General features: G+C 42.3%; 17 protein-coding genes. 14 read left to right on the forward strand and 3 right to left on the reverse strand.

The genetic code is table 11. The annotated features are described in order from the left end of the window. Positions 1–456 precede the first annotated feature (456 nt). On the forward strand, positions 457–2,493 hold the full coding sequence (locus DFP79_RS01695) for a methyl-accepting chemotaxis protein (RefSeq protein ID WP_133502230.1): 2,037 nt from the start codon (positions 457–459) through the stop codon (positions 2,491–2,493). A 136-nt stretch (positions 2,494–2,629) separates the two neighbouring features. Here the strand turns inward: DFP79_RS01695 and adhP are convergent, their stop codons facing one another. Further along, positions 2,630–3,640, reverse strand: a complete 1,011-nt coding sequence (gene adhP, locus DFP79_RS01700; protein ID WP_133502231.1) for an alcohol dehydrogenase AdhP — start codon at positions 3,638–3,640, stop codon at positions 2,630–2,632. Between the two features lie 440 nt (positions 3,641–4,080). Between adhP and DFP79_RS01705 the strand changes: the two genes are divergently transcribed. The 3 genes from DFP79_RS01705 (at position 4,081) to DFP79_RS01715 (ending at position 5,932) form a co-directional block, all read left to right on the forward strand. Then, positions 4,081–4,404, forward strand: a complete 324-nt coding sequence (locus DFP79_RS01705) for a cupin domain-containing protein (protein ID WP_133502232.1) — start codon at positions 4,081–4,083, stop codon at positions 4,402–4,404. A 23-nt stretch (positions 4,405–4,427) separates the two neighbouring features. After that, positions 4,428–5,066 (forward strand): RpiB/LacA/LacB family sugar-phosphate isomerase, encoded by a 639-nt coding sequence (locus DFP79_RS01710; protein WP_133502233.1) that lies wholly within the window; start codon positions 4,428–4,430, stop codon positions 5,064–5,066. Between the two features lie 224 nt (positions 5,067–5,290). Beyond that, complete coding sequence (locus tag DFP79_RS01715; RefSeq protein WP_133502234.1) at positions 5,291–5,932, forward strand: hypothetical protein; 642 nt, start codon at positions 5,291–5,293, stop codon at positions 5,930–5,932. Between the two features lie 25 nt (positions 5,933–5,957). On the opposite strand, the gene DFP79_RS01720 is transcribed toward DFP79_RS01715, so the two are convergent. Next, a complete protein-coding gene (locus tag DFP79_RS01720; RefSeq protein WP_133502235.1) occupies positions 5,958–6,551 on the reverse strand; it encodes a TetR/AcrR family transcriptional regulator in 594 nt (197 codons plus the stop codon). 117 nt (positions 6,552–6,668) lie between these two features. On the opposite strand from DFP79_RS01720, the gene DFP79_RS01725 reads away from it, so the two are divergent. After that, entirely contained in the window at positions 6,669–8,711 is a 2,043-nt protein-coding gene (locus DFP79_RS01725) for an NADPH-dependent 2,4-dienoyl-CoA reductase (protein WP_133502236.1), read from the forward strand. An 81-nt stretch (positions 8,712–8,792) separates the two neighbouring features. On the opposite strand, the gene DFP79_RS01730 is transcribed toward DFP79_RS01725, so the two are convergent. Next, the gene (locus DFP79_RS01730) at positions 8,793–9,350 is read right to left on the reverse strand and encodes a hypothetical protein (RefSeq protein WP_243730170.1); all 558 of its coding nucleotides are present in this window, start codon (positions 9,348–9,350) and stop codon (positions 8,793–8,795) included. 296 nt (positions 9,351–9,646) lie between these two features. Between DFP79_RS01730 and iscR the strand changes: the two genes are divergently transcribed. The 9 genes from iscR to DFP79_RS01775 all read left to right on the forward strand — a co-directional run bounded on the left by iscR (position 9,647) and on the right by DFP79_RS01775 (position 17,681). Beyond that, the gene (gene iscR, locus DFP79_RS01735; RefSeq protein ID WP_133502237.1) at positions 9,647–10,147 is read left to right on the forward strand and encodes a Fe-S cluster assembly transcriptional regulator IscR; all 501 of its coding nucleotides are present in this window, start codon (positions 9,647–9,649) and stop codon (positions 10,145–10,147) included. Between the two features lie 111 nt (positions 10,148–10,258). Next, entirely contained in the window at positions 10,259–11,695 is a 1,437-nt protein-coding gene (gene sufB, locus DFP79_RS01740; RefSeq protein ID WP_133502238.1) for a Fe-S cluster assembly protein SufB, read from the forward strand. A 14-nt stretch (positions 11,696–11,709) separates the two neighbouring features. Beyond that, the gene (gene sufC / locus DFP79_RS01745) at positions 11,710–12,495 is read left to right on the forward strand and encodes a Fe-S cluster assembly ATPase SufC (RefSeq protein WP_133502239.1); all 786 of its coding nucleotides are present in this window, start codon (positions 11,710–11,712) and stop codon (positions 12,493–12,495) included. Positions 12,496–12,497: 2 nt separating this feature from the next. Further along, positions 12,498–13,775: a Fe-S cluster assembly protein SufD gene (sufD, locus tag DFP79_RS01750; RefSeq protein WP_133502240.1), complete on the forward strand. Its 1,278-nt coding sequence runs from the start codon at positions 12,498–12,500 to the stop codon at positions 13,773–13,775. A 9-nt stretch (positions 13,776–13,784) separates the two neighbouring features. Next, positions 13,785–15,002, forward strand: coding sequence for an aminotransferase class V-fold PLP-dependent enzyme (locus DFP79_RS01755; protein WP_133502857.1), 1,218 nt, complete (start codon positions 13,785–13,787; stop codon positions 15,000–15,002). A 10-nt stretch (positions 15,003–15,012) separates the two neighbouring features. Further along, positions 15,013–15,366 (forward strand): HesB/IscA family protein, encoded by a 354-nt coding sequence (locus DFP79_RS01760; RefSeq protein WP_133502241.1) that lies wholly within the window; start codon positions 15,013–15,015, stop codon positions 15,364–15,366. 3 nt (positions 15,367–15,369) lie between these two features. Next, complete coding sequence (gene sufT / locus DFP79_RS01765; protein WP_133502242.1) at positions 15,370–15,900, forward strand: putative Fe-S cluster assembly protein SufT; 531 nt, start codon at positions 15,370–15,372, stop codon at positions 15,898–15,900. Between the two features lie 139 nt (positions 15,901–16,039). Further along, the gene (locus DFP79_RS01770) at positions 16,040–16,465 is read left to right on the forward strand and encodes a SufE family protein (protein WP_133502243.1); all 426 of its coding nucleotides are present in this window, start codon (positions 16,040–16,042) and stop codon (positions 16,463–16,465) included. 67 nt (positions 16,466–16,532) lie between these two features. Further along, positions 16,533–17,681 (forward strand): IscS subfamily cysteine desulfurase, encoded by a 1,149-nt coding sequence (locus tag DFP79_RS01775; RefSeq protein WP_133502244.1) that lies wholly within the window; start codon positions 16,533–16,535, stop codon positions 17,679–17,681. Positions 17,682–17,738: the final 57 nt, after the last annotated feature.

Genomic DNA, 17,738 nt, shown 5'->3' on the forward strand with positions numbered 1-17,738 from the left:
GTAGTGTGGGGGATCCCATGTGAGAGTAGGTCGTCGTCAAGCTTCTAATACAGAAAGCCCTGATCAGAAATGGTCAGGGCTTTTCTCGTTTCTGAACGCGTAATCCAGAATAAAAAAGAATAGCCTACTCTGCTCCCTGAGCCTGTCGAAGGCTGGTTTAAAGGGGATTGAAAAGTGTGTCTTTTCTCTCATTTCATTGCTTCACTCTCCATTTAAACAGGCGGCTTTTCTGAAATCGACTAGCCACATACCGAACTTCGTCATGTATTGCCTTATTCCCCTGAAATAATCTGGAAACTTCATAATCGTTAACTCTTCAAAGTCAAAGAGTTAACGTGTTGTTATGCAAATTAATCTCAAATATCATGTTTTTTTCCGCAATTTTGGCGGAAAGGCTTCCTTTTATCTAGACTGAGTTCAGTACACCTCACCATACATTAGTTAAAGGGAAGAACAATGCGCATTCACTCTATTCGTTTAAAGGTCATGCTCCCAATATTATCTCTTGCAGCAATATTGGTCGCGCTTTTTACTTTTATGATTGTTATTAACAGTATTCAAAAGAATGCGATGTCTGTACAAGCAGAGCATTACTTTGAAGCGATAACGGAAGTATTAAACGCCGACCGAGACATTTATCAGGCGAGATTGGCATTGGAAAGGTATTATGCGAATGACGGCGACCCAATACAAAATAAAAGAGACTATGAAGAGAATGCCCAGCAAGTATTTGATAGATTTCAACTTTACCGACAATTTCTAGAAGATGAACCGAAAGAGCTGCTTGATCCATTTGAGTCATTTGATGAAGACTATAAAACATGGGTAGCAGCCAGTGACACCTTAATACAGACAACGCTAGCGAGCAATCAAGTTTCTCAAGAGTTTATCGACCTCGATGTAAAATTTTATAAAATTCGTAACATGCTGGATAAAGCTGGGGAAGAGTTACGAGATCATACTCATGTTATGGAACAAAAGCATGGATCGAATCTCGATATTGAACGCTATTTAGAAGGAATGTCAGAAGTACTCAATGCTGACCGAGATATGTATCAAGCTCGATTAGCTCAGCAAGAAATTATTAATGGTTTAGGGGATTACGAGGAGCGCAAAGCCACATTCGAAGAAAATGCCAAACAAGCAATACAAAGATTTCACTCGTATCGGACCTATTTATCCAAGGAACCTGAGCTTACTAAGGGTTATGAAGCATTTGACACTATTTATAATCAATGGCTACAAGAAAGTCGTCGTCTAATAGAGTCTCCTAACATTGAAAATAAATCCCATTTATCTGAAGACTTTATGATCGCCGAGGAAAAATTTGGCGAGATACGAGAGTTGCTTGATGTTGCAGGGGAAACGGTACGAGACTATGCGAGGGATATTGAAATAAAAATGTCCGAAAAAATATCTTTTTACCAAGATGTTGCAGTAGTTGTTTTAGCTCTCTCCTTCATTGTGGCGTTATTCTTTGGTTATTACGTCCCGCTCAAGCTTACGCAAAATATAGATAATATGGCGAGCCGAATTCGTGAGATCGCAGATGGAGACGGCGATTTAACACAAAAAATTCAATCAACCTCTAAAGATGAGTTAGGGGATTTGGCAAACGAGTTTGATGGCTTTGTTGAACAACTCAGGGTTATTATTGCTAATGTTCATCAGCAATCCAACGCTTTGGGAAAAATGACGCATGAGCTAAAAAATGCGTCAAACAATACTACGGAAATTACTAACGCGTTAACCAGTGTATCTAACTCTATTGTCAGTGCCGGACATCAAATGAGTATGTCAAACCAGCAAATGGAGAGTGCTGCGAGTGATACTGCAAGTGAGGCAACGAAGTCAACACAGCTCACTGAGCAGGGTATTAAAGCGGTAAAAATATCGCATAATGCCATTTCTAGTTTGATAAGTGATATTGAAGAATCTCTTACTAGAGCTAAAGAACTCGAAGAAAGCTCAGAAGCCATTGCTTCTGTGTTGGAAGTGATTAGGAATATCGCTGAGCAAACAAACTTGCTGGCTTTAAATGCCGCGATTGAAGCCGCTCGAGCGGGCGAGCAAGGGCGAGGTTTTGCAGTGGTTGCTGATGAGGTTAGAACCCTCGCGACTAGAACACAGGACAGCACAGACGAGATAGAAACCATGATTGATCGTTTGAAAGTCAATGTGAAAAAATCGTCTACATCTACTCAAAGTAGCCGCACCAACGTAAAACATACTGCAGATAATTTTGATGAAGTGATTCGCACCTTTGATGCGCTCAACGAATCCTTTGATAAAGTTCAGTCAATGGCTGCCCAAACTGCTCAGGCAACACAAGAGCAGTCAACAGTTGCAAATAACATCAACGAAAATCTCTTGTCTTTGCAAGAGCAAACCAATCAAGCTGAGAAGCTATCTAAATTGGTGGAAAGTCATTCGGATCAAATTTCAGAACTTTATGTGGGGCTAAATAATCAGGTAGGCAGTTTTAAAGTATAAATGATGTGTACTAGCTTAGACCTGATCTGACAGCTATCTCATTTTGAATCGGTGTCTCTCAGTTTAGATCTGAGCTAGTACAATTGACGGCAGTCACGCGGATCTCATGTGACGGCCGTCTTAGATTTGAATTAGCTCATAGAGTCATAACAATTCGGCCAGTAATATCTCCTTTCTCCATATCTGAAAAAATACCGTTTATATCATCAAGTTTTTTCTCGGTAATAATTGCTTTTACTTTTCCTCGCGCGGCAAACTCTAGACACTCTTCTAAATCTTTACGTGTACCGACAATTGAGCCTACTACACTGACACCATTGAGGACGGTATCAAAAATAGGGAGAGGCATGTCTTCAGGAGGTAGGCCTACTAGTACACATTTTCCTCCTCGGCGAACAACGTCATAACTTTGGCGAAATCCTACTTTGCTTACGGCTGTGCATACGCTGGCGTGTACGCCTCCTGTGAACTCCTTTATGTCCTCTACAACATTGTCTGTCATAAAATCAATAAACTCTTCTGCACCTAATGATAAAGACAGCGATTTTTTTGCGGCTCCTGTGTCCACAGCAATAACGCGCAACCCCATCGCAATAGCATATTGCACTGCGAGATGGCCTAATCCTCCAATGCCAAAAATAGCAACCCAATCACCCGGTTTGGCTTCAGACACTTTTAGAGCTTTGTAGGTTGTTACACCGGCACAAAATAAAGGAGCTGCGTCAACATAGCTGACTTCATCAGGTACTTTAACAACGTATTCGGAATGTGCTGCACAGTATTCAGCATAACTTCCGTTTACAGAGTATCCCGCGTTTTGTTGAGACAGACAGAGACTCTCTTTTCCGCTTAAACAGTATTCACAATGCCCGCACGCACTGTATAGCCAGGGTATGCCTACACGATCTCCCATTTTTAAATGTGTTACGGCGTTTCCAACTTCGACGATTTCGCCTACGCCTTCATGGCCAGGGATGAGCGGCATGATCGGTTTGACAGGCCAGTCGCCGTGGCATGCATGTAAATCTGTATGGCAGACTCCACAGGCGTGGATTTTTACTAAAATTTGGTGGGGTTCAATAGCCGGTTGTTTGACATCTTTAATGTCTAGCTTAGAACCAAATGCGTTAGCTACTGCTGCTTTCATAACAAACTCCATCTTCTATTTTGTGTTTTGAAGGAGCGAAATCGTCGCTCACTCCAAGCGTAGAACCTGTTAGGTTTAGAAATTTGCCTGCCAGTCCACATAATTAGCATATCAGTCTGACTTTTTTTAAAGATTGATTTAGCGCACGGTTCGCATTTACTTTTATCGGGAAGTCTTTATTTATGTGTTTTAAAAAAGGCGATCGCTATTAAAGAGAGCACTGACTGGGGAGACTTAAAGGTATTTCGATTGTGAGAAAGTGGCCTTATCGAAAACTGCTCGAAATTATGGCGTTCTATCGAGCGCTAAATGGAGTATAAATAAAAAAATGCGCCTAAATAAATAAAACGCTGTTTTAAAATATTGGATCTTAATCTATATTTGTGTAATATGACTTCGCTTTAGTCGCTCAAAGTTAACTACTCGAGGCAAGGATCCGTATGTTTATACACAATAATGATATTCCGCTTGAAGATCTTGGTGATGGTGTATCACGTAAAATCATGGCATATAGCGAGAACATAATGACTGTAGAGGTTCATTTTGAAGAGGGAGCAGTTGGGCCTATGCATCAACACCCTCATGAGCAGTTAACCTACGTATTGTCAGGAGAATTTGAATTCACAATTGGTGATGAAACTCGTTTGGTAAAGTCGGGCGATACCTTGTATAAAGAGCCAAATATTATGCATGGGTGTGTGTGTAAAAAACCAGGCGTCCTATTGGATAACTTTACACCTATGCGGAAAGATTTCGTCGAATAATAAGAGTCAAACTGGAGAGATTTATGAAAATTGCACTGATGATGGAAAATAGCCAAGCACCGAAAAACGCAGTCGTATTAGATCAGCTAAATACTGTCGCTGGCCCGTTAGGTCATGACGTATTTAACGTAGGCATGAGTGACGAAAACGATCATCACCTCACCTATATTCATTTAGGAATAATGGCAAGTCTACTCATTAATTCAAAGGCTGTGGATTTTGTTGTAACAGGTTGTGGGACAGGCCAGGGTGCGATGATGTCATTAAATCTTCATCCAGGTGTTTTATGCGGGTACTGTCTTGAGCCTTCGGACGCCTTTCTTTTTAATCAGATTAATAATGGAAACGCTTTGGCTCTTGCCTTTGCGAAAGGCTTTGGCTGGGGCGCAGAACTCAATGTACGATATATATTTGAAAAGGCCTTTACTGGAGAGCGTGGAGCAGGTTACCCATTAGAGCGAAAAGAGCCTCAAGTTCGCAATGCGGGTATCTTGAATGACGTTAAGTCAGCGGTACTAAAAGATAATTATCTTGAAACACTAACTTCAATTGATCAGGAATTGGTTAAAACCGCTGTTTCGGGCGAGCGTTTCCAACAGTGTTTCTTTGAAGGGTGCAAAGATGATGCTATTTCTGATTATGTACGTTCATTAATTAGCTAAAAGGTTTCGACTGTTAAATAACGTTAGAAGTCTTATTGTTCGAATAAAAGGCTGGCATGTATATGTCAGCCTTTTTTAGTGTTATAGGTGTTGATATATATCTTGTAAAAAATATCCATGAAAACTGGATAAAAGTGAAATTTTAGTGAAAAATAGTCTTGATAGCTTAGAGCTAAGTATGGTGTTGTTTTAACATGGAAGAATTCAATTTATAAGGGATAAATATGTTCTTATTACGAGGGGTAGTTTACCTCTTTTTTGTTGCCGGTGTTGCTCAGGTGATCTCGCTTGAAGCGTTTGATTTGGGCCCGTTAGCAGAATACTCTGAAGATTCATTAACAGAAACTCTACAAGATACCTTTGCAGCGTTAAGTGCAGCGATGTTTTTTACGGTAGCTTACATCAGTACCAAGTTTCGATATGCGGCGATATTGCTTGGCTCTCTCATGTCAATGATGTGGGTCCGAGAGTCTGATTCGTTTCTGGATCAAAATGTATTTGATGGTGCTTGGCAAGCAATTGTATTTGCGATCCTTGTTGTTACGCTATTTTCTCTTCGCAATAAGTTTGTTGCTGCTTATCAGTCCCTAAAAGACTACTCGACGACTGCAAGTTTCGGTTTAATGTCGGCAGGCTTAGTAATTGTATTGGCTTTTTCGCGACTTATGGGACGCGGTAAACTGTGGCAAGCTCTAATGGATGACTCTTATATGCGTGCCGTAAAGAACCTCGTCGAAGAGGGAACGGAGTTACTAGGGTATACCATTATTGTATTAGCGGCAGCTGAATTGTTAGTGTATGCGTTGAACTATAATAAGCGGACTAAAAACGAAGACGCTGCACATCCGAAAATGCAGTATCAGTAGATACTGTGTTTCATTAAGAGTAGTGTTAATTCTTAGGAAATGACTGAAGCATTTTCGATATCTGCTGTGTCATTTCTTTAATCTCTGATTGGTTTACGTATATCCCATCTAAAACGAGCCTTGCAAAACCATGCAGGCTCGCCCAGCAAGCTTGCCCGACTCTCAAAGGGCTGTTTTCTTTATCAAGAATTCCTTCCATTTGAAGCTCTTCAACCCATTTTATCCAAAGCTTGAATGTTGTTCTAGAGGCCGATTTTAGGCTATCTGTTTGTAATTGATTTCTCCATATTAACTGCCCGTACATAAGGTCATAGAGGTGGTGGTTATTGGCTGCAAAGGAAATGTAGCTTTGAACGTATTCTTCGAATGCCTCTCTTGATTTCTCTTTTTTCATTATTGTTTGTAGGGCGTTCTTTTGCGTCGCGAATCCAGATTCTGCTAGCGCACAAAGTAAGCTGTTTTTGTCTTTAAAGTGGTGATAAAGAGCGGTTCTCGACACGCCTACTTGAGCGGCAAGCTTTCGTATTGAAAGTTCGCTTACTCCTTCATTTTTCAATATTTTTTTTGCTTCTAAAAGTAATGTCGAATATAGGTCACCATGGTGATAGGGTTTAGGCATAGGGCTTACCATGTATATAAAAAGATGTAGTTTAGCGCCTATCTTGACGGTGTCAAAATTGAACGCTATCTTGACAGTGTCAACATAATAAAACAAGAATAAATAAAGTGAGGGTTTATGCCTAATTATCCGCTTCATGCCACTTATCCAAATGTGTTTACGCCGTTAGATCTCGGGTTTGCACAGTTAAAAAACAGAATCATCATGGGGTCAATGCACCTAGGGTTAGAGGAAGTTAAAGGTGGCTTTGAGAAAATGGCCGTCTTTTATAAAGAAAGGGCAGAGGGCGGCGTTGCACTAATCGTGACTGGAGGGATTGCTCCAAACTCAGAAGGAGCAGTATATCAAGGGGCTGCTCAAATGAGCACAGAGCGAGATGTTAACAATCATGCACTTGTCACAGAAGCCGTTCACAGCGTAGGAGGCAAAATATGTATGCAAATTTTACATGCTGGCCGCTACGCCTATTCCCCAAACCTAGTTGCCCCGTCGGCGCTTCAAGCGCCCATTAATCCTTTTCAGCCAAAAGCGCTTTCAGAAGATGAAATACAAAAACAAATTGATGATTTTGTTCAAGCGGCGGTTCTTGCTCAAAAAGCGGGTTACGATGGCGTCGAAATAATGGCTTCAGAAGGGTATTTCTTAAATCAGTTTATTTGTACGCGAACGAATCATAGGGACGATGGATGGGGAGGCTCATTCGATAATCGCATTAAATTGCCCATCGAAATTGTATCTAGAATCAGAGAAGCAGTTGGCACAGAATTTATTTTAATATTTCGCTTATCTATGCTGGATCTTGTCGAAGGGGGTTCTACCGCTGAGGAAACTGTGAAGTTAGGTCGTGAGATCGAGAAGGCGGGAGCGAATATAATTAACACTGGAATTGGCTGGCATGAAGCGCGAGTTCCTACAATTGCGACGAAAGTGCCTAGAGGAGCGTTTACATGGGTAACCAAAAAGTTTCGAGAGCAGCTTTCGGTTCCAGTAGTAACCTCAAATAGAATCAACATGCCAGAGACGGCTGAGTCCATATTAGCGGCGGGAGATGCTGATCTGATTTCTATGGCTCGTCCTTTTCTGGCGGATCCTGAATTTGTATTAAAGGCTCAAAATAAACGTACGAACGAAATTAATACTTGTATTGGCTGTAACCAAGCCTGCTTAGATCACGTATTTGATGGAAAAATGACGTCGTGCTTAGTTAATCCTCGGGCTTGCCACGAAACAAAAATTGTCATAACGCCAACAGACTTCCCTAAAAGAATCGCGGTTATTGGCGCTGGGCCAGCCGGATTGGCGTTCTCTACTACGGCGGCGAAACGAGGACACATGGTGACTTTATATGACAAGAACTCGAAAATAGGTGGTCAATTTAACATTGCTAAGAAAGTGCCCGGTAAATCTGAATTTAATGAAACACTTAGATATTTTGCTAAGCAGTTAGACTTATTCGGTGTTGATGTGGTGCTTAATCATGCAGTGTCTGCCAATGAGCTGAATGAATCAAACTTTGATGAGGTGGTGATAGCGACAGGAATTATACCCAGAGTACCTAAAATTGAAGGGGTTGCGCACCCAAAAGTGCTTTCCTATGTTGATTTGATTCGAAATGAAAAAACAGTAGGGGGGCGTGTTGCAGTGGTGGGGGCTGGCGGGATTGGATTTGATGTGTGTGAATACCTTGTTCATGAAAAAACGAGGGTGGCGGAACATCTTTCTGAAAAAGAAACCTTCTTACAGGAGTGGGGAGTTGATGGAAAGCTTAGTCAACGAGGTGGTTTGCTTCCTATCCAGCATAGAGAAAATCCAAATCGTCAAATCTATTTGTTACAGAGAAAAGATGCGAAAGTCGGTGCAAACCTAGGCAAAACCACCGGATGGATACATCGAGTAGGGCTTCTCAAAAAAGGTGTTCAAATGATGTCTGGTTGTGAGTATCTTAAAATTGACGACGCTGGGTTACATTTAAGAGTTAAGGGAGAGCATCTGACTATAGAGGTCGACAATATTATCATTTGTGCAGGCCAAGAGTCTTTGTCTGATATTCAAGAAGATTTGATATTGCCGAGCCATTTAATTGGTGGTGCGAGCTTTGCTTCTGAGTTGGATGCAAAACGCGCTATTAAGCAAGGGACTGAGCTTGCAACTAAGCTATAAGGTATATGTCTCTATTGGCGCCAATGTGGCACCAATAGGAAATGCAGCAAAAAGTTCGCTCTATATAATTTAGTGCTGAGTTTATTGTTCAGTACTGTCTTGGTTCGCCTCGTCTGTGCTTGATTGGCTAGGCGGCTCACCTGTTTTAAGTAATCGTAAGAGATTGAGGCGTTCTAAACTCGATTTCAAGGCGAGGTCTGTACGATATTGGTATTCGTTTGCCCAATCAGTACCTCGAGGTACGAGATCTGATAGATCACCAATGCCTTGGCGCATGACTGCCAAATAAGCTTGAATATTTTCTTCCTGATTGATTAGAATGTTTTTTAAAGCCGTTGAGCTGCTATGGCGTAAGTAGGTCTTGAGCACGCTGCTTTCTTGCTCTAGTTTACTGATAGTTTGCTGTTGCTGTGCAATTTGTGATTCAAGCGCTTTTAGTGTCTCTTCAACAGACTGTTCTCCTGTAACAGATTCGGTTACGCTGCTGCTAGAAAGGAAAAACGATATCCCAGATGACGCGCCGACACTGATTAAAAAGCACATGAAAAAACCAATAATTAATCCTAAAGGGAGCTTTAGTTTTTTCTTTTCGGCCTTGTCTTTCGTTTCTTCGTCTTTCGGTACATCATTTTTTGACATAAATAGTCCCCTTTATTAAAACGGGCTGATAATAACGGCTTTGTTAATTCTGTTGGCTTGATGTAGCGGGTTTAAAGCAATAATTCTGAATATTGCACGATCCGACGCTTAAGTTCCATCCTTTTACAGCAATTGTATGGGTGTAAAGGTTCAGTTTTTTAGAATTACACCGTAAAATACGCGCAAATTTTAAACTTATGATTAATAACCTACTAAATTAGTTGGTTATATACTTGATAAAAATACTGGGTTTTTTGTATACTTGGTCGCAAAGATAATCGTATTCGGTGGGTAAAATGCGCCTGACAACTAAAGGTCGCTATGCGGTCACAGCAATGCTAGACCTTGCTTTACACTCGGATAAAGGGCCTGTTTCTCTATCCGATATTTCTGCAAGGCAAGGCATATCTCTTTCGTACCTTGAACAACTATTTGCCAAGCTCCGTAAACAGTCGCTTGTTTCCAGCGTCCGTGGTCCTGGTGGAGGTTACCTCCTTAGTAGGGAGCGTTGCGACATATTTGTAGCTCAAATTGTCGATGCAGTTAACGAATCCGTCGACGCTACAGGATGTCGTGGACGCAGTGATTGTCAAGGAGGAACAACCTGTTTGACTCATCATTTATGGTGTGACCTAAGTGATCAAATTCATGATTTTTTAAGTGGAATCAGTCTCGAGAAACTCGTCCAACGAAAAGATGTGCGTTTGGTTGCAGAGCGGCAAGATTCTGATATTAGGCAGATTGATCAGTCGCATGATAAAGACCAAGACAAAATAAGTGCAGCGCTTCTTGGCTAAACCGTCAATAAAAGCATAGAAAATAATGGCAAAACGGGACTTCCCAATAAGTTTCGTCGAAAGCCAATAAAGAAAGTGGGCTTTCGCCCAATACAGTGAGTGAATTCCAATATGACAGAGCAGATTGATAAGGCGCTGGCGAGAGAATATGAAGCGGGTTTTGTATCAGAGATAGAATCTGATACGTTTGAACCAGGCTTAAATGAAGATGTTATTCGTCGCCTTTCGCAAATTAAAGGCGAGCCAGAGTGGATGCTAGATTGGAGGCTTAAAGCCTTTCGAGTATGGCAGGAAATGGAGGAGCCGGATTGGGCTCATGTCGATTATCCTAAGATCGATTTTCAAGCCATTGCTTATTATTCCGCCCCAAAAAGCATGCAAGATAAGCCTAAATCGTTAGATGAGGTTGATCCAGAGTTACTTCGAACGTACGAAAAACTCGGTATCCCTCTAATAGAGCAGCAAATGTTGGCCGGAGTTGCGGTCGATGCTGTATTTGATTCTGTCTCGGTTGTTACCACTTTTCGAGATAAGCTTGAAGAAGCTGGGGTTATTTTTTGCCCTATATCTGAGGCCCTTCATAAATACCCCGAGTTGGTTAAACAGTATTTGGGCAGTGTTGTTCCTACCAAAGACAATTACTATGCGGCGCTAAACTGTGCTGTTTTCACTGATGGGTCGTTTGTATACATTCCCAAAGGCACACGTTGCCCAATGGAACTGTCAACGTATTTCCGAATTAATGAGCAAAATACCGGACAGTTCGAACGTACTCTGATCATCGCAGATGAAGGTAGTTACGTAAGTTACCTAGAGGGCTGTACAGCTCCACAGCGCGATGAAAACCAGTTGCATGCCGCTGTGGTTGAATTGGTTGCAATGGATGATGCTGAGATAAAATATTCTACCGTTCAAAATTGGTATCCCGGTGATGAAGAAGGGAAAGGTGGTATTTATAACTTCGTTACGAAGCGTGGAATTTGCCATACGAACGCAAAAATATCTTGGACCCAAGTTGAAACAGGGTCTGCCGTTACCTGGAAATACCCCAGTTGTGTATTAAAAGGGGATAACAGTGTCGGTGAATTCTATTCTGTGGCGTTGACGCGTGGCCGTCAGCAAGCAGATACCGGGACTAAGATGATTCACCTTGGTAAGAATACTCGCTCGACGATTATTTCCAAAGGTATCTCCGCTGGTAAGAGTAATAACAGCTATCGTGGATTGGTGCGTATGAATCCCGGAGCGAAAGGTGCGCGAAACTTTACACAATGTGATTCATTGCTAATTGGTGATCAGTGTGGGGCTCATACTTTCCCGTATGTAGAGAGCCGCAATCCGTCTGCAATTATTGAGCATGAAGCAACTACGTCAAAAGTCAGTGACGAGCAAATGTTCTTATGTCAGCAGCGTGGGTTGGATCCAGAAAAAGCAGTATCCATGATTGTTAATGGATTTTGTAAAGAAGTTTTTAAAGAATTGCCGATGGAATTTGCCGTAGAAGCGGGCAAATTACTTGAAATAAGCCTTGAAGGTTCAGTGGGTTGAGGAATAAATCAAACATGTCTAACGAAAACGTTTTGTTATCGATTAAAGATCTGCACGCAAGTGTAGAAGAGAAGAATATCATTAAAGGCCTCAACCTCGAGATTAAACCCGGTGAAGTTCATGCGATCATGGGGCCAAATGGCGCGGGTAAAAGTACATTGGGTTATGTTTTATCTGGTCGCGAAGGTTATGAAGTTGATTCAGGTTCAGTTAGCCTAGGTGGCGAAGATTTGTTTGATATGGAAACGGAAGAGCGCGCTCGCGCTGGTTTGTTTTTAGCGTTTCAGTATCCAGTAGAAATTCCGGGTGTAAGCAACCTAGAGTTTTTAAAAGCATCCGTTGATGCGACTCGCGAAGCGAACGGTGAAGAAGCGATTACATCTGCGGATTTCCTTAAGCAAGCGAAAGAAGCCTGCAAAAAAGTTAATTTGCCTGTTTCATTTTTGAAGCGTGGTGTGAACGAAGGTTTTTCTGGTGGTGAGAAGAAGCGTAATGAGTTAATGCAAATGCTGCTTCTGAAACCAAAGCTTTGCATCCTTGATGAAACCGATTCTGGTTTGGATATTGATGCTCTTCAGGTAGTTGCTGAAGGTGTTAATAGTCAACGTTCAGACGAGCGAAGCTTTATTGTCGTAACACATTATCAGCGTTTGTTGGATTATATTAAGCCGGATTATGTGCATGTTCTCTCAGACGGCAAAATTGTAAAGAGCGGGGATGCATCGCTTGCGCTTGAGCTTGAAGCACAAGGCTATTCTTGGTTGCAAACTGAACCTGCTGAAGACGAACTAGAGGGCTAGGCATGAGCGAATGGTTTTCAAATGCGCTCATTCGAGCTCAAGACCTAACAGGGCTTGTGGATCAGCAATGGATGGATCCGGTTCGAACGAAAGCAATTACGCAGCTAAAAAACACTGCCTGGCCGAACCGCAAGACAGAAGCTTGGCGTTACACGCCGCTACGCTCTGTTGAGCGTACAACAGCATCTGTAAAGTCGACGGAAAACGACTTAAGCCAATTAGCACCTGTTGTAATACCTGGTATCGAGCCAATTGAAGTTGTGTTTATTGATGGTCGATATTGTGCGGCTTTAAGCTCTGGAGAGCTTCCTGAAGGCCTTTCTATTGTGCTTGGATCCAAGCTCGAAGCACGTGATGAGCTGCTAGATAAACTTTCTGCGATAAAGCCTGAACGGCATTTGTTTGGAATGCTAAATGATGCTTTAGCGCAAGACGTAGTTTGGATTAAAGTCGGTTGCGGTGTTTCGATTGATACTCCTATTCGAATCAGTAATTTGTCATCGCAGTCTGCAGAATCACACGTTAAGGCGTTTGTCTCTCTTGAGGAAGGCGCTCAAGCAACGATCTTAGAAATGGCTGATGCAGAAGGTCAGACATTGTCTACTGGGTTTACCGAGTATGATTTAGCGAAAAATGCTCGACTGGAGCACTATCGATTTGCATTGCAGACGGGCGACAACGTGTCGGTTGGAGGGAGTCATTTCAAGCTTGAAGAAGGTGCTCAATTAAATAGCAATATTATTGGTTTCGGTAGCGATTTACAGCGATTAGACACAGACATTATCTACGCTGGCGAAAACGCAAATGCTAAATTAAATGCTATTTATTTATTGGATGGAAAAGAGCTCTTTGACCTCCATGCTACGGTTGAGCACGCGGTGCCGAATTGCGTAACCGAAGAGAATATCCGAGGTATTGTTGCAGATCGAGCTCGTGCGGTTTTTAACGGTCGAATTCATATTCACCGTGATGCACAAAAAACGCTAGCTGAGCTTAATAACCGAAATTTGTTATTGTCTGATAAAGCTGAAATTAATACAAAGCCCGAACTTGAAATCTATGCTGATGATGTGCGATGTGCTCACGGTGCAACGGTTGCAGAGATTGATAAGAAGGCCCTTTATTATTTGCAAACGCGCGGCATCAGTAGAGCTAAAGCGCAAGTGATGCTCAATTTTGGTTTTATTAATGAGTTGATAGATCAGATGCCAAATGAAGTGATTGCGGAATGGGTGCGCCCTATGATTCGTAGTCGATTTGAGCAGATGGAAGTGAAATAGGCGGTAATGATGAAGTTTGATGTTGCGGCTATCCGTGAACAGTTTCCAATATTGAAGCGTGAAGTGGATGGCAATCCATTGGTGTATCTTGATAATGCTGCAAGTACACAAAAACCGCAGTGTGTTATTGATGCGCTGGTGGGTTATTACACACAATGCAACTCTAATGTTCATCGCGGTGCTCATCGGTTGGCGGACGAAGCCACTAAAGAGTTTGAATCAGCTCGTGACATTATTAAACAATTTATCAATGCCCCGCATCGCGAAGAAGTTATTTGGACATCGGGCACCACTGAAAGCCTAAACATTATTGCTCATGGCATGCGTGAGAAATTGCAGCATGGCGATGAAGTGATTGTTACTGAGATGGAGCACCACGCGAATATAGTAACATGGCAGCAAGCGTGTCGGTATGCGGGAGCGTCACTGAAAGTGGTTCCAGTATCGGAGCAAGGTGAGCTTGATTTGAACGTCTTTGAGGCGTTACTTAGTGTTAAAACTAAGTTGGTTGCTTTCCCTCATGTATCAAATGCATTGGGTACAGTGAATCCTGTTCATTGGCTAACCAAAAAGGCCAAAGAGGTCGGGGCACTCGTGTCGATAGATGGCGCTCAAGGGATCGCCCACGGTGGCGTAGACGTTCAAGATATCGGTTGTGATTTTTACTCGTTCTCAGGTCACAAAATATACGCTCCAATGGGTGTTGGTGTAATGTGGGGTAAGAAAGACGTCCTTGAAACTTGGCCAGTATGGCAAACAGGTGGAGAGATGATTTCGACTGTTACTCTTGAAAAAGCGACTTGGAATACGTTGCCTTATCGCTTTGAAGCCGGTACGCCAAATGTGGGTGATGCCATTGCTTTTGGTGCTGCGATCAAATGGTTTTGTGAATTTGATTTGCAAGAGGTTCAGGCGCATGAACAGCAGCTTATGGCTCGAGCAACGGAACTTGCTTCCGCGTTTGATGGATTAACTATTGTTGGAAATGCAAAAGAAAAAATTGGTGCACTGAGTTTTGTTCTTGATTGCGGTCATCCTGCTGATGTTGGATTTTTGCTGGATAGGCAGGGCTTTGCTATCCGTACTGGAGATCATTGCGCGCAACCGCTGATGTCTCGTTTCAATGTTCCTGGAACGGCACGAGTATCTTTTGCAATTTATAATACACTTGAAGAAGTGGATGCCTTTTTTGACGCACTTAAAAAAGTACGCATGATGTTGGCGTAGGAGGTAAAAGATGATAACTGCAACTTTTGATCCGAATCAAGCGGTGACGTTAACGGACGCTGCACAGAAATACTTTTCAGCAAAATTAACGTCTCAGCCGCAAAAGCTTATAAGGCTTAGTACTAAAGAAAGTGGTTGTACAGGCTTTGCTTACGTTTTGGATATCGTAGATAAAGCAGAAGACAGTGATGAGGTGCTAACGTTTGAAAACGACCTAGCATTTGCGGTTGAACAAGGATCGCTAAAACTGTTAAAAGGCACAGAAATTGACTTGGTGCGTGAGGGTGTGAATCACGTAGTAAAATTTAATAATCCAAACGTCGTTGCTGAATGTGGCTGTGGCGAAAGCTTTAGTGTGAATTAATTAATGCAGAAAATGGTTGTGACTCAACGAGCTTGTCCCGCTCGCCGAGTACCCAGTGGTGAGCCTATGCTCATTCCAGAAGGGCAGTTTATTACAATTAACCAAAGCTTGGGTGGAAACTATACCGTCACCTATCAAGGAAACATGCATCGTATTGATGGAACCGACGCCGATGCCATCGGACAGGAACCTGAAGTTCTAAATTTCGAAGATAACGGTTCCGGAATTATTGTTGAAGATCAGGTATGGCAGGCGCTAGATTCTGTATTTGATCCTGAGATTCCAATTAGTCTAGTGTCACTTGGATTGATTTATAGCGTAGATATTAATCAAGATGAAAATGCTGTTTCTATTAATATGACGTTGACTGCTCCGGGTTGTGGAATGGGTCCAGTACTGGTAAGTGATGTTAAATATCGAGTTGAACTTGTGCCTAACGTCGAAAGTGCCAATGTTGAGCTGGTGTTTGATCCGCCTTGGTCACGTGAAATGATGAGTGAAGAGGCTCAGCTCGAAGCAGGTTTGTTTTTTTAAGCTGTAATATAGTTTTTACAAAGATAAAATGTTCAAATAATTGTCTTAATGACAAGTTTTAATTTGACTAAATAGTGAACAACCATAGGCAAATGGCCTTTGGTTGTTTTTTTGTTTTTAGGGGTAAATGAGGGTAGTTATGTCTTTGCCAAGTACAGAAGATATTATTGATGATTTGTCGTTTTTTGACGATTGGGAAGAGCGCTATAAATACATCATCGATTTAGGTAAATCGCTTCCGAAGTTTGAGGAAGAATGGCGTACTTCTGAGCGTTTGGTAAAAGGCTGTCAAAGCAGTGTTTGGATTCAGCCAGGTAACGAAATGGATTCACAATATGGTGAAGTGTTGACGTTTTCTGTAGACAGTGATGCTGTGATTGTTCGGGGGTTGTTGGGGTTGGTGCTTGCTGCATATGATCACAAAACTGCCAAGCAAATCTTAGAGTTTGATATCGATGGGTATTTTGGAGCAGTGGATTTGGAGCGCCATTTAAGCCCGACTCGTGGGAACGGATTGCGCTCTATTGTCATGCGTATAAAAGCGATTGCAAGCGCTTCTGTTTAAAATTATTTAGTCGCTATTTCGCTCATTTTTAGATACATAAGTTAAAAGATAGTTAGAGACCCAATACATGCAAAGCCCAGTTTATCTCGATAATTCTGCCACTACTCCAGTGGATCCTCGTGTCGCCGAAAAGATGATGTCTTGTTTGACTGAAAACGGTAATTTTGGAAACCCTGCATCTCGTTCGCACCTTTTTGGCTGGCGGGCGGAAGAGGCCGTTGAGGAAGCTCGTCTTCAGGTTGCAGAGCTGATTCATGCTGATGCGCGCGAAATTGTCTGGACATCGGGGGCGACTGAGGCGGATAACCTCGCACTGAAAGGGGTTGCTTATGCTTATCGCAAAAAAGGTCGTCATATCATTACCTCTTCAATCGAGCATAAGGCGATATTAGACCCATGCAAGCAACTTGAGAAAGAAGGGTTTGAAGTCACGTATTTAAAGCCGAACTCTAAAGGTGAAATCACTGTCGCTTCTGTTGAGGCCGCCATTACTGAAGATACTGTTTTGGTGTCGCTTATGCATGGCAATAATGAGCTAGGAGTACTAACGGATATCGGGGCAGTAGGAGCGATTACAAAAGAAAAAGGTATATTTTTTCATGTAGATGCAGCCCAAACTACCGGGAAGGTAGATATAGATGTAAAGGCGATGAACGTAGATTTAATGTCTCTTACTGCTCATAAATCGTATGGCCCAAAAGGTGTTGGCGCTTTATATGTTCGGCGAACACCCAAAGTAAAATTAGAAGCCCAGATACATGGTGGAGGTCATGAGCGAGGCATGCGCTCGGGAACGCTGCCTACCCATCAGATTGTGGGTATGGGTGAGGCGTATAAGCTTGCTAAGCAAGAGATGGCGGACGATTCGATTCGCATTGCCGAATTACGGGATCATCTTTGGGAGGGGCTTCAAAAATTAGGCGGCGTGCATTTGAACGGTGCGAGTGATCAGCGCGTTGCGGGTGTACTTAACGTAGGGTTTGATGGAGTCGATGGTGAAGTTTTGTTGATGTCATTGAATGATGTCGCTGTATCTTCTGGCTCTGCGTGTACTTCCGCAAGCCTTGAGCCTTCTTATGTTCTTAAGGAAATTGGCTTGGATGATGCTTTGGCTCATGCATCTTTAAGGCTATCCATTGGCCGATTTACGACAAAGGCGCAAATTGATTACGCTCTAGATGTTATTACTAATGCGATATCTGCATTGCGTGAATAGAGCCGCATTACAGTTATCGCATATTGAGGTTGAAATGCTTTTTCGTTATTATCGCGC

Origin of the sequence: Marinomonas balearica (assembly GCF_004362145.1) — a bacterium.
Classification (GTDB): Bacteria; Pseudomonadota; Gammaproteobacteria; order Pseudomonadales; family Marinomonadaceae; genus Marinomonas; species Marinomonas balearica.

What these genes read in the sequence shown, in the direction of transcription:
- DFP79_RS01695 (WP_133502230.1), top strand. Translation starts at nt 457, where the DNA reads ATGCGCATTCACTCTATTCGTTTAAAGGTCATGCTCCCAATATTATCT.
- adhP (WP_133502231.1), bottom strand. Translation starts at nt 3,640, where the DNA reads ATGAAAGCAGCAGTAGCTAACGCATTTGGTTCTAAGCTAGACATTAAA.
- DFP79_RS01705 (WP_133502232.1), top strand. Translation starts at nt 4,081, where the DNA reads ATGTTTATACACAATAATGATATTCCGCTTGAAGATCTTGGTGATGGT.
- DFP79_RS01710 (WP_133502233.1), top strand. Translation starts at nt 4,428, where the DNA reads ATGAAAATTGCACTGATGATGGAAAATAGCCAAGCACCGAAAAACGCA.
- DFP79_RS01715 (WP_133502234.1), top strand. Translation starts at nt 5,291, where the DNA reads ATGTTCTTATTACGAGGGGTAGTTTACCTCTTTTTTGTTGCCGGTGTT.
- DFP79_RS01720 (WP_133502235.1), bottom strand. Translation starts at nt 6,551, where the DNA reads ATGCCTAAACCCTATCACCATGGTGACCTATATTCGACATTACTTTTA.
- DFP79_RS01725 (WP_133502236.1), top strand. Translation starts at nt 6,669, where the DNA reads ATGCCTAATTATCCGCTTCATGCCACTTATCCAAATGTGTTTACGCCG.
- DFP79_RS01730 (WP_243730170.1), bottom strand. Translation starts at nt 9,350, where the DNA reads ATGTCAAAAAATGATGTACCGAAAGACGAAGAAACGAAAGACAAGGCC.
- iscR (WP_133502237.1), top strand. Translation starts at nt 9,647, where the DNA reads ATGCGCCTGACAACTAAAGGTCGCTATGCGGTCACAGCAATGCTAGAC.
- sufB (WP_133502238.1), top strand. Translation starts at nt 10,259, where the DNA reads ATGACAGAGCAGATTGATAAGGCGCTGGCGAGAGAATATGAAGCGGGT.
- sufC (WP_133502239.1), top strand. Translation starts at nt 11,710, where the DNA reads ATGTCTAACGAAAACGTTTTGTTATCGATTAAAGATCTGCACGCAAGT.
- sufD (WP_133502240.1), top strand. Translation starts at nt 12,498, where the DNA reads ATGAGCGAATGGTTTTCAAATGCGCTCATTCGAGCTCAAGACCTAACA.
- DFP79_RS01755 (WP_133502857.1), top strand. Translation starts at nt 13,785, where the DNA reads ATGAAGTTTGATGTTGCGGCTATCCGTGAACAGTTTCCAATATTGAAG.
- DFP79_RS01760 (WP_133502241.1), top strand. Translation starts at nt 15,013, where the DNA reads ATGATAACTGCAACTTTTGATCCGAATCAAGCGGTGACGTTAACGGAC.
- sufT (WP_133502242.1), top strand. Translation starts at nt 15,370, where the DNA reads ATGCAGAAAATGGTTGTGACTCAACGAGCTTGTCCCGCTCGCCGAGTA.
- DFP79_RS01770 (WP_133502243.1), top strand. Translation starts at nt 16,040, where the DNA reads ATGTCTTTGCCAAGTACAGAAGATATTATTGATGATTTGTCGTTTTTT.
- DFP79_RS01775 (WP_133502244.1), top strand. Translation starts at nt 16,533, where the DNA reads ATGCAAAGCCCAGTTTATCTCGATAATTCTGCCACTACTCCAGTGGAT.